Raw genomic sequence first — 12,898 nt, forward strand, 5'->3', positions numbered from 1 at the left:
TTGAATAAAAACCTTTTAAATACTGGTATTCAGGATTATATTGAAAATAATTTCAATACTGACACCCTGTCAGTCCTATTAAAAAAACCTTTTTTTATTGGGGTTAGTCAGCAAGAGTTAGTACAACAACTAATTGGTAAGCAAAAAGCGAACGGTAAGTTAAAAAGTTGGTTCGGCACCAAAAACATAATTTACCCGCCAAAACTAAATCTAGAACAAACTAGCTCAGAATATACCGCACAGTATAAAGCTAATCTTGTTGATGGAAAAAATCTATTGGACGCAACAGGAGGGTTTGGCGTAGACAGTTACTTTTTTGCTCAAAAAATGGAGCACGTTTTTCATGCAGAAATAAATCCAGAATTGGCCGAAATAGTTCAGCATAACTTTGCCCAATTAGGCGTACATAATTACACCCAACACCAAGGTGACGGACTGGATTTTTTAGCACGAACGCAACACAAAATTGATTGGGTTTATATTGACCCATCTAGAAGAAATGAGGTTAAAGGAAAAGTTTTTATGCTATCGGATTGTCTACCGGATGTACCAAAAAACTTACCGTTACTATTTAATAATTGTAGTAAACTATTAATCAAAACGTCTCCTTTATTAGACATAACCAACGGTTTGCGCGAATTACAGTTTGTGAAGGAAATTCATGTAGTAGCCGTAAAAAATGAAGTTAAAGAACTACTCTGGGTCTTAAAAAAAGATTACACAGAAAACCTGAAAATCATCTGTGCCAATATTTTATCTGCAGAAACCGTAGAACGTTTTTCTTTTGATTTAGAACATGAAAAAGATACTACGATCCATTATAGCCCGCCAATGCGTTATCTGTATGAGCCAAATGCCGCTATTTTAAAATCGGGGGCATTCAAAAGTATAGGTAATACCTACCAGCTTAGCAAATTGCAAGAACACACCCATTTGTACACAAGCGATGTTTTAACTCGAGAATTCCCCGGTCGCATATTTGCCATACAAAATACCATACCTTACAACAAAAAAGAGATTAAAAAAACGGGCATTACCCAAGCCAACATAACCACGCGTAACTTCCCAGAAAGTGTGGCCCAAATACGTAAAAAACACAAAATAAAAGATGGTGGCAGCCGTTACCTGTTTTTTACGACCAATCTTGAGGGCAAAAGAATGGTCTTGGAATGTAAAAAGTTTACTCCGGACAATCCCATTTAAAATTGGCTACCTTATCATTTGATCCCGCAGATAAATTATAATGCCACCACTCCGTTCGTATAGACCAAAATCCATGCTTTTCCATGGTGGTTTTTAAAAGCAACCTATTATCAAGTATTTCTTGGGGTAAATCCAGATTATCATGGTAGGCTCTTTTACCAAAAAAATCAAAATCGGTACCCATGTCAAGTTCTTCCCCCTTTAAGGTAACCAAAGTAATGTCTACCGCACCACCTTTGTTATGGATACTACCTTTAACCGGATTTGCAACGTATTGCGGATTGGGCACAATTTTCCACATCTTGTATTGTACAGAATTAGGCCTGTAACAATCAAAAAACTTTATTTTGTATCCTTTATCAATAAATTCTTTATTCGCTTTTAGAAGGGCCTTGGCAGTTTTTACACGGGTATAACATTCCGCACAATCATAAACCTTTGCTTTTAAAAAATTATTCTCGGTGGCATACCGCAAATCATATGCAAAATCTCCAGAATAATCTGCCAAACGCACAAAGGTTGTGTCTGCCAAACCCTCCAAAGATTTATAAACTAATGTAGGGGTAGTATCTGTAATCTGTTCCATTACCACCTTATTCTCTGTAATCTTAAGCGTATCTTTTTTATTTTGCCCCTTTTCCGAGGGTTTGGTTTCGTTTCTGCAACTTGCCAAGACAAGTAGAATTACAAATAGAACACTTGGTTTCATTTTAGTTTCGTTTTTGTTGGGCCATCCAAATATAAAGGGAATCTGTTGTATACGCCTTATCCCAGGCATTGTGTCCGGTTTTTGGATATTTGGTATATCTTACATTAAACTTTAACTCTTTTAACTTGGCTACCATGTTATCTGCCTCTGAAGCTGGCATAATGGAATCTTGGGCGCCGTGAAATAGCCATATGGGCATCTCATGGTTTAACCAATGTGCGTATGGAACCGGAGCCATAGCAGATACTACGGCCATAGCGGCAAAGGTTTCTTTATGGTTAATGGCCAATTCCCAAGCCGCATAACCACCTCTGCTTAAACCTGTAAGGTAAATTCTATTGGTATCTACATTATTTTTTGCCACTACATCTTGCAACAAATTGTATACCGCTTGGGTGTTCCACCATTTGTCTGCATACGGGTGTTGTGGAGCTAAAACCAAGAACGGAAACGGATATGCTTCTTCCATCAATTTTGGAGGCCCACCTAATTTTAGGTGTTTTAACTGTGCACCGGCCTCACCACCTCCATGAAGAAATAGCAACAAACCAGGTTTCTTTTCCTTAAGGTTTTTAGGGCGATACAAATAATACTCCAAATTTTCTTTGTTAACCGATGTATACGTACCGGCTGTGATAGCCGTATCTTGTTTTGAGTTACATGCTATGCATAAAACTAGAATTAAAAAGAAAAGGATTGCCCGCATTTTACAAAAGTAACGAAGCAATAGTATTCCAATCGTCTGCCCGTTCAAAATCTGTTGTATGTACATTGTGAGGCGATGTAAATTGAATGCCCCTACCTTCAAAATGCTGTAGATTATAGCTTCTATCATCTATTAACACATCGCCTTTTAAAATGTGTTTATGGCCACATAAAATCCTATTTTTCCAAGTAATGAATGGTAAATGCTGGTCTAACCATTCGGATTTTTCTTGTAAAGAGTTGGGAAATTGCATAGCGGCACTAGCAATAAAGACCTCGTGCTTAGCTTCCAATTCTTTTATAACTTCCACTGCGTTACCAATTACCGGTATGTCTTTAAAAAAACCTTTTTGATAAGCATGGTCCCTAACCTCTTGCTGGTGCTTTTCTGCCACACACATCCAAAACTCCTTACCATAACAATCTGCTTTTGTAAAGTTGGTGCCATATTTTTGATTGTGTACATTAATGTGTTGTTGGTAAGTATCTGCAATTACTTCGTCCATGTCTATAAAAATACGCATGCTTCTTTTTTTGTATAAGATAATCAACCCAACTAACGCCCACAATTTTGGCGGTAAACTTAACCTGAGTTTAATACAAAAGCGCCATACAGATTACTCCGCACGACGCTCCAATCAATCAAACTATTAATGTAAAATTTACTGCTTAAACGCAAAAGCTATAGCAGCAGTATTGGTATTTCTAAGGTTTGCCGGTATTTGAGCCGTTAGCTTTCCGTTAGAAACACTGTATTTAATTTTATTTCCGTTTGCCACTAGGCTTAATTTACTGCCTTTTTTAGGCAGATTGATACTCCAACTTATTGTTTTGGGCACTTTTTCTCCTTCTTTTACCAAGTATATGGCATAAGTTGTTTTATCCTTGCTTGTAAAGAAAATCCCATCTTCTTGGTAATGATCTACCGTTCTTGTTCCGTAAATAGCAGCTCCATTTGCGGTTAGCCAATTTCCAATTTCTTCCATTTTGGTAACGGCTTCGTACGGTAAAGTTCCATCAGATTTTGGACCAATACCCAACAGCATATTACCACCTTTTGCCACCACTTCTACTAAACTATGTATAACTTTAGTAGTAGATTTATACGTATCATTTGGTACATAACCCCAATTGTTGGCCAAGGGCATACAAGTTTCCCACGGGTTGTCTATTTTATGCTCTGGAACTTTACGTTCTGGCGTTTGGTAATTTTCAAAAGGGCCGTGAACCGTTCTATCTGCAAAAATAATTCCTGGTTGGGCCTCTCTAGCCATTTGTGCAATTTTAGGCATATCTACCTCTTGGCTAAATTCTGGAATTGGAGCTCCCCAAGAACGCACCTCGTCATTTACCGTTTCTTTAGGCCTTACCCAACCACCATCTAACCAAAGAATGTCTATTGCTCCATAATCATGCATTAATTCATCAATTTGGTTAAATGTAAAATCTTGATAGGCTTTCCACTTTTCAGGGTACTTTAGTATGTCATAATTTGCGTTTCTATCTGGGGTAGCATACTTATCCCACCAAAAGTCTTGAGAATGCCAATCTGGCTTGGAAAAATAGGCCCCAATCATAAAATCTTGGTTTCTGTAGGCCTCAAAAACATGCTTTGCAACGTTAGCCTTAGGATGGTTTTTAAATGGCCCATTGGTAATTTTATAGTCTGTTTGTTGTGTATCGAACATGTTAAAACCATCATGATGTTTTGTGGTAAACACAACGTATTTCATACCGGCGGCCTTAGATGCTTTTGCCCATGATTCTGGATTAAAATTTACCGGATTAAACACAGAACTTAGATTCCAATACCATTTTTTATAGTCTTCATAGCTCATTCCATCTGGTCTATTAATCCATTCTTCTGAACACAACTGCCAAGATTCTATAATTCCCGGTACGGCATACACACCCCAATGAATTAAAATTCCAAATTTTAAATCTTGCCACTGCTCTAATTTTGCCAAGACATGAGGGTCTTTAGGTGGCACATAAATTGAGGAGGTTTTGTGGGTATTGTCTTGTTGGGCCAACATTCCTTTTACCACAAATACTAAAAGGAAAAGTAGGCTTCTCATCTTCATTTTTTGGTTTGGTCTCTTCATCAAATTCTAATTATGATTTTCTTTTAAATATTTGCAGTTTAGCATTGTTGTTAGCTACTAGAATATAGTTTTTACCGTTGATTGTTATAGTTTCTAGTTTTTTGGCGTCTAAAGAAGCAAATAAGCCTGATTCTAAATTCGAAATCGCCTTAAAACTACCTTTTCCATCACCCAAAAGGCAAACACCTATACCAGCATCGTTACGTGGTGTTTCAATTTCTGATACGTATAAATTACCTACCCCCAAGATGTCTAGATTACCGTCTTGGTTTATGTCCAACACTTTAAAATCATTTAAACTACTGGTTTGTGCTTCCCTGGGTAATTCTTTTAAATTGAATTGGCCATTGCCTACATTTTCTAAATATACAGAAGCAAAGGTGTTGGCAATGTAATGCAATGATTTTTGCAATTTTTCTTCACCATATATTTGGTCAATTTCCATTGTGGCAAAAATATCATACTTACCAATGTCTTTCTTAAGACCCGGAATTTGCTGTGAAGAACAAGAAAAGCCACGCAACGGAAAATGACTTTCTTCGTCATAGTAGCCCAATACGATATCAAAACTTCCATTTTGGTCAAAATCATTGTAATACACATCAAAAGGTTCCTCTTTTGAAGTTTTGTATTTGTAATTAAACCCAAGGTTACCCAATACAAAATCCATATCTCCGTCTTGGTCAAAATCTGCTTGCTCTATACTAGACCACCAGCCAACCGTAGCGGCCAACTTTTCATCATCAACTTTAGAAAACTGTCCAGAATCATTGTTTAATATGGTTATTGGCATCCATTCACCTACCAGGATTAAATCTAAATCGCCATCTGAGTCATAATCTGCCCAAGTAGCATCCGTAACCATCCCGATATTCTCTAAACCAGGGGCTATTTCTTTTGTTTGGTTTACCAATTGCCCGTCTACATTTACCAATAGCATGCTACTTGCCGGCATGGGGTATTGTTGTGGCCATAACCTGCCGCCCACAAAAAGATCTATATCGCCATCCGCATCAAAATCTGCTGCTTTTACAATACTACCACTATCCCTACCAATATTTTGAATAGCGCCTTTGGAAAAGTTACCCATGCCATCATTTAAATATAGCCTATCGGTATAGTGAAAAGCGTTTACAGGATATTCATTACCCCCACTTACAACATATAAATCTAAAAAACCATCTTGGTTTATATCTACAAAGGTGGCATCTACATCTTCATAGGCTTTTTCTTTCGCCCAAAATTCAGAGTTTACGACCGTAAAATTCCCATTTTCTAGTTGCAGCATCAACTTGGCCTCAAAGCCGGTTGCGCCGCCAAAAAACAAATCTTCTAGACCATCACCGTTTACATCACCTTTAGCCATAGCCGGCCCAAATTGCGACATTTTGTGGGGTAATAGTACTTGATGCGCATAATCGTCAAATTCATTTTCTTGGTGTGTTATGTCAAGTACATTGGAATCGGTTACATCTAAAAAATATCTAGCTTTTGTATCGGATTCTACCATACCAATATTCTGTTTGGCTTCTGTCATTTCCAAACTTAATACTTGGTTGGCCTTGATCTTATTTAGTTTTGTAGTGGTAGCATTGGGCCACACAACCACTAGACTATCTACCATTTTAGCGTCTCCTAGACCAAAGTGGGCTATTGGTTCGCTCGTAGAGTAAATACCCCTAACATTTGTGGTTTCTACTAATTGCTTACCACCTTTTACATAGGCGTACAAACGTGTACCAAAAGTAGTTTTATGTTCTTTATGGTTTAGTTTTACTCGTAAGTAATTGGTAGTACCACCTGTTGCATTATTTTGATATAAAAATGCTGGGGCGTTAATGTTATTAACCACCAAATCCAAATCACCATCGTTGTCTAAATCTGCATATGCCGCCCCATTAGAAAAGGATTCTTGATCTAGACCCCATTCTTCAACTGATTTTGTAAAACCTAGGTTACCATTATTTTTAAAGGCATAATTTTTTAGAGGTTGTGAAGGAATAAGCGGCACTACCTTATCTACATCTAAAATTTCCCAAATACTTTTTAAGTCCCCTCCGTTTGGATTTTCCTTTACGTAGTTAAAAGTAAGGTCGTTAATGTATTTAGCTACTTTTTTATCGGCATCTGTATTTCTAATATCTCGTAGCAAACCGTTGGTTACATAGGTGTCTTTTAAACCATCGTTATCAAAATCAGCAATAAGATTGGCCCAACTCCAGTCCGTTGTAGCCATGCCCGTCATCTGTGCAACATCACTATAGGTACCGTTGCCATTATTTAAATGAAACGCGTTATACATGTATTGGTAATGACCACCATTGTTCACCACATCCCAAAATTCGTCAGGATTCATCCCACTCATGTTACTTTTGGATCTAAAATTGTCTTCTGCGGCCATATCCAAGGTAAAAATGTCCAATAAACCGTCATTGTTAATATCCGCTACATCTACGCCCATGCTGTAGAAAGACATGTGTTTAACCGCGTTGTCTATGGTGTTGGTAAACGTACCATCTTGGTTATTTATAAAAAGCCAATCTGGGGCGTCAAAATCATTGGCAATATAAATATCTGTATAGCCATCATTATTAAAATCTGATGTAGAAACCGCATTTGGATAACCAGACTTAAATACTCCTGCTTCTTGGGTAACTTCTTTAAACGATTGGTTCCCTAAATTTTTAAATAATTTTATATGGTACTCTGGCTTTATAAGCTCTTGACCTGCAAAATCTGAGTAACTACCAGGATTAGGTGGTTGTGTAAGCAGTAGCAAGTCTAAAAATCCATCTTTGTTGTAATCAAAAAATGTAGCATGTCTGGTACGTTGGGTATCCGCAATACCGTATTCTTCTGCACGCTCTGTAAATGTTAGATCACCATTGTTTATGTACAAAAGGTTTTTACGCAGCTCTGGTTTGTAATCATATAATTCCCTACTCAGGTAAATATCTAAAAAACCATCATTATTTACATCGGCAAGGGTAACACCGGACGTCCACCCGCCATCATCTACTATTTTGGCTGTATTTGTAATGTCTTTAAACTTAAAATCACCTTCATTTACATACAATTGATCTGCAACCAGATTACCTGCAAAGTAAATGTCTTGTAGACCATCATTATTAAAATCACCAATACCAACACCCGCACCACCATAAAAATTATCATACAATAAAATATTGGACGCCTGGGTATCTTTAATCTCGTTGCTAAATGTTATGCCTGTTTGCTTTTTTTTAAGTAAGGTGAATTGCTTTTGCTGACCATTTACCGCAATAGATATAAAGGAAAGAAAGCCTATTGCCCATTTGGAAATATGTGTTTTGTGACCAAGCATATGTTTAGAATTAGGAAAGAAAAAATACAAAAAACAAAGGAGAGTCTCCCCTCCTTTGCTTGAACTAAACTAACTTAACATTAACTAAAATTCATGAAATCTGAATTACGTTACTATTGATCCCACCACACTCTTGTGGTTAACAAATCAGCACCCTGAGAAGCAATTACAGCATCGTAATTTTCCTTGTTCAAGGCCTGCTCGTTTGTAGGATATATTAATCTCCTTGGTATAGTACCATTTGTTTGGTTACCAGGGTAGTTAACCGGAGTTAGATTTGGAAAACCAGTTCTTCTCCAGTTAGCATATGTTTCGTATTCGTTTAAGAAAGTAGCTTTGTAATACTCTGTATTGATTTGCTCTAAAGCATTTGCAGCATCAAACGGATTAGCAGCTAAATAATCTGCAATTTCAGTTGCATCTATAGCAGCACCTTCATTATACATTTCCAAGTACTCCATTGCAGCGGTAACACCAGCTTCGTAATGTGCAGCTGGATCACCGGCCAATCCCCATCTTACACCTGCTTCTGCCAACATTAATTCCACTTCTGCATAGGTTTGCCAAAACATTGGAGCTGCTTCGCTCATTAAGTATTTAGAATTAGGCTCAGAATAGGTAGCCAAATCATCACCACCCTCATAATCTTGAATAGTTGTACCATCCAAACCATTAGGCAAACCTTTTTGTGCCGCAGGATCGTCATTTACAAAACCTGTTTCATCTGGTGGCAATGCTGCATAAACGCGCATTCTAGGGTCGTTCTCTAACAATCCTAAAAAGGTTGTAGAAATACGTGCAGAACGGTCTGCAGTAAATACCTCACCGTTGGCGTTTTGTAAGATACCATTACCATCCTCGTGCTGTACATAAGCAATATCTGCGTTAGATTCCATAACCCCACCGTTAATTGCCTTTGTAGCCCAAGCTTGCGCAGCAGTCTCATCCACTTTAACCAATCTTAGTGCCAAACGAAGCATTAAAGAGTTGCCCCACTTTTTCCACTGATCTTGGTTACCTAGGAACAAAATATCAGATGTACCTATCTCTGCAGTACCCGTACCCAATAGAGCTACAGATTCTTCTAGCTCCTTAAGCATATCTGCATAGATGTCTTCTTGTGCATCATATCTAGGTCTTGTATTCCCTTCTATAAAAGCTTTACCCGCTTCTGAATAAGGAATATCACCATACAAATCTGTAAGCCTGTGGTAGATAAAAACACGAAGTATTCTTACCATTGCGTATTCTGGAGAACTGGTTAATTCTTCTGTTTCTAATTGGAACTTCATATCTTCTACAGTCTTAACCGCCTGTGGATACATAGCATCCCAAAATGCAGAAGAGTAAGCAGCATTCCAAAAATACTTATCACCGCTCCAATAGCCCTGTGTATTGGCTAGGTGTTGCATCATGGTAGAACAATAAATTAAATTACCTCTCCACGTTTCATAACGTTGGCCAGATGCAAATAGCACCGTGTTGGGAAACTTAAATTTTACATCTATTTGTGATGCTTTTGTTGGGTCTTCGTTTAAGTCCTCGAAACCCTCATCACAGGATACTACCATCGCTAATGCGAATAGTGTCAATACCCCTTTGTATATTATATTTTTCATATTGATTTTTTTAGAACTTAACATTTAAACTTAGTCCGTAACTTCTTGTAGAAGGCAATCCAAAACGTTCAATACCATTAGCTACAGTATTGTTGTATGCGGATTCTGGGTCAATATTTTCCGTTTTACGCATTAAGAAAAATAAGTTTCTACCTATTAAAGAAATAGAAGCATTCTTTATAAAAGTTTTTTCTAGCATTGCAGATGGAAATTGGTAACCAAGACTTATTTGTCTGAACTTGATGAAATCTGCATCTTGCACATTAGCCTCGGCAATACTGTACAATCTCTGGTAGTAAATATTTACATTCTCTGCAGGTATAGTAGTGCTAAAAGCATTACCATCTGCATCTACACCAGAAACCGGCAAACCATTTTCCCTACCTACCAAAGTATTTTTACTTGCTCCGTAGAAATTGGCAAAAGCACTAGTTCCAGAGAAAATTTCTCCCCCAAATTTGGCATCAATCAAGAAAGATAGATTTACGTTTTTATAACGAAATGTATTGGTAATACCCATTGTCCAAGGCGCAATTCCATTACCAATAACATCATTATCACCTACAGTTGGGGTACCATCAGAATCGTACTGTATGTTACCGTCTTCATCCCTAACAAAAGTAGTTCCGTAAAGTGTTGCCGCTGGGTAACCTTCTAAATAACCTGCTTGAGAGTTTACACCGTAAGCTGCATCACCTGGGAAAATAGGATTTCCGTCAGGGTCTGTTTTAACCACTTCATTTTCATTATAGGTCATGTTGTAGTTAATGTCCCAACTAAAGTTTTCTGAAACTACAGGCTTACCTGTTAGTAATACCTCTACTCCTTTGTTGGTTAATTCACCTATATTAATAAAGGCACTATTATAACCAGATGCTTGAGAAGTGTTAATACCTACAATATCATTGGTTGTTTTATTGCTATAATATGCTAAATCCAAGCCCAATCTATTGTTAAGGAATCGCATATCTAAACCAACTTCATATTCCTTCTTGCTAAAAGGTTCCAAGTTTTCATTAGGTACGCCGCTATTACTAATACTACCAATAGAAACCCCAGTACCGCGACCGTTATAGGTGTCGTTGATAGCATAATTTAAAGAAAGCTGATAGGGATCATTGGCACCCCCACCAACATCTGAATAACCTGCTCTAACCTTACCAAAGTTAAACCAAGAAGGCAACTCAAACGCATCTGAGAATACAAAACTAGCATTAGCAGATGGGTAGAAATAGTTATTTGGCGCGCTTTTACCCGCTTTAGATAAGGTAGAGAACCAGTCATTTCTACCGGTAACCGTTAAGTACAAATAGTTTTTATATGCAAATTCTGTAGAGAAATACAAACCGTTACGCTTAACTCTTGAATCTGAGTAACTGTATTGTCTGTTTGCCACATTAGCGATATCTTCTAAAGAAGGAATCACGAATTCATTACCTACTAATTGAATAAATTCGTTTTTAAGACTATTACTGTTTGCACCCAAAATAGTGGTGTTAGAGAAATTCTCCGTAATATCTTTTTCTATACCTATAATGAAATCCGCGTCTACCGTACTTACATTAAAAGTTTGTTCTTGCATGCCACCTAAAGGTTTGTATGCCGTACCAAAGGGCTCTACAGATGTAATTCTAGCCGTATAATTATCTATACCGGCCCTACCCATTAAATACAACCAATCTGTAACTTGGTATCTTAGCGTACTAGAACCGATAAATCTATTTTTTCTACTCTCGTTAGAAAAACGATACGCTGTCCAATATGGGTTTTGTTGAAATGTGTTGGATGAAATTCTAAATTCCGTACCATCTTCTGCAATTCCCGGTTGGTAATCCAAAACATTGATGTTAGAAGGAGATAACACAACAGAGAAATTACCATTACCTGGAGAATCTGAAGACCTAGGTCTATTGTTAACCTTTTCTACAACAAATTTACCCGCAACATCCAATGTTAATTTGTCTGCTAAAACAGCACCTCCATTTAATGAAAAAGATTTTCTATTTAAACCAGAATTTGGTGTTATATCATTGTTGTTTAAGTCTGTAGCAGAAAAACGCAAGTTATAACCCTCGCCTGCTTTACTAATAGCAACGGTATTAATCAATGTATTTGCCGTTCTGTAGTAACGACTAACATTATCACCGGTATCTACATAAGGTCTGTTTACACCGTCAAACTGGGCTGCCGTACTAACACTTCCCAATCTAGACCCCCAAGATTGCATACCTGCATCCAAAGCTTCTTGTTGGGTTGTTGGCGCAACACCATTTAAACCTTGGCCGTATTGATTTTGAAACTCATACAAATCTGTATTTACAGATTCTAACTGAACGGAACTAGACAATTCTACCCCTAAACCTTGCTGTTTTTTACCAGATTTAGTAGTAATTACGATTACCCCGTTAGAGGCCCTAGAACCATACAATGCACCAGCTGCACCACCTTTTAGTACACTAACACTTTCAATATCATCTGCATTAATACTAGAGATACCATCACCATAGTCAGAACCACCCCATCTACTAGCAGAACCTAAGTTTTGGTTGTTAATTGGAATACCATCAACAATATATAAGGGTTGCGATGTACCACTTAAAGAGGAAACACCACGAATAACCACTTTACTGGTACCAGACGGACCTGTTGCAGCACCAGTTACGTTAACACCGGCAACTTGCCCTTGTAATGCATTGATTGCATTTACTTGCTTAACTTCAGATAGCTTTTCACCGCCTACCTCTGTTAAAGAGTAACCTAAGGCCTTGGTTTCTTTTTTGATACCCAAAGCGGTTACTACCACTTCACCAAGTAATTCTGCATCTTCTGCTAGAGTTACATTAAGGCTAGCTCCGCTAACACTTCTTTCAGTGGTTTTAAAACCTAAAGCAGAAAATACCAATACGGCATTATCGCTAGAAACATTAATGGCATAATTACCATCAAAATCTGTAGAAGTACCATTAGAGGTACCCTTTTCTACAACATTGACGCCTGGTAATGGCATACCGGCCTCATCAGATACGGTACCAGTAATTGTCTGGGCTACGGCACCTTGAATACCTAAGCAGGCCAGAGCAATTAGTAGATACTTTGTCATTTGATTCATACTAGTTGTTTTTTCGTTAGTAATTTGAATGAGTCAGTTAATTTGAAGTTAACATCCGACCCTAATTTTCGAATAACTCTAAGGTTTTCGAAACTTTTTCGACCA

8 protein-coding genes are annotated in these 12,898 nt (G+C 37.7%); 1 reads left to right on the plus strand and 7 read right to left on the minus strand.

Annotated features, from left to right (window positions below; genetic code table 11):
• A complete protein-coding gene (locus BUL40_RS08485; RefSeq protein WP_080318892.1) occupies positions 1-1,203 on the plus strand; it encodes a class I SAM-dependent methyltransferase in 1,203 nt (400 codons plus the stop codon).
• Here the strand turns inward: BUL40_RS08485 and BUL40_RS08490 are convergent.
• The 7 genes from BUL40_RS08490 to BUL40_RS08520 form a co-directional block, all read right to left on the minus strand.
• Positions 1,181-1,912: a M15 family metallopeptidase gene (locus tag BUL40_RS08490; RefSeq protein ID WP_080318893.1), complete on the minus strand. Its 732-nt coding sequence runs from the start codon at positions 1,910-1,912 to the stop codon at positions 1,181-1,183. The two genes, BUL40_RS08485 and BUL40_RS08490, sit on opposite strands and share 23 nt — an antisense overlap.
• 1 nt (position 1,913) lies before the next feature.
• Positions 1,914-2,618, minus strand: coding sequence for a carboxylesterase family protein (locus BUL40_RS08495; protein ID WP_010517405.1), 705 nt, complete (start codon positions 2,616-2,618; stop codon positions 1,914-1,916).
• Between the two features lies 1 nt (position 2,619).
• Positions 2,620-3,141 carry a 5' nucleotidase, NT5C type gene (locus BUL40_RS08500; RefSeq protein ID WP_080318954.1) on the minus strand — a complete coding sequence of 174 codons (522 nt, stop codon included), beginning with the start codon at positions 3,139-3,141 and terminating at the stop codon, positions 2,620-2,622.
• 138 nt (positions 3,142-3,279) lie between these two features.
• Positions 3,280-4,695 (minus strand): alpha-L-fucosidase, encoded by a 1,416-nt coding sequence (locus tag BUL40_RS08505; RefSeq protein ID WP_244901842.1) that lies wholly within the window; start codon positions 4,693-4,695, stop codon positions 3,280-3,282.
• A 37-nt stretch (positions 4,696-4,732) separates the two neighbouring features.
• Positions 4,733-8,065: a VCBS repeat-containing protein gene (locus BUL40_RS08510; RefSeq protein WP_080318895.1), complete on the minus strand. Its 3,333-nt coding sequence runs from the start codon at positions 8,063-8,065 to the stop codon at positions 4,733-4,735.
• Positions 8,066-8,178: 113 nt separating this feature from the next.
• Positions 8,179-9,684 carry a SusD/RagB family nutrient-binding outer membrane lipoprotein gene (locus BUL40_RS08515; RefSeq protein WP_095529368.1) on the minus strand — a complete coding sequence of 502 codons (1,506 nt, stop codon included), beginning with the start codon at positions 9,682-9,684 and terminating at the stop codon, positions 8,179-8,181.
• Positions 9,685-9,694: 10 nt separating this feature from the next.
• Complete coding sequence (locus tag BUL40_RS08520) at positions 9,695-12,793, minus strand: SusC/RagA family TonB-linked outer membrane protein (RefSeq protein ID WP_244901843.1); 3,099 nt, start codon at positions 12,791-12,793, stop codon at positions 9,695-9,697.
• Between the last annotated feature and the right edge of the window lie 105 nt (positions 12,794-12,898).

Source organism: Croceivirga radicis (assembly GCF_002072105.2).
Lineage (GTDB): Bacteria > Bacteroidota > Bacteroidia > Flavobacteriales > Flavobacteriaceae > Croceivirga > Croceivirga radicis.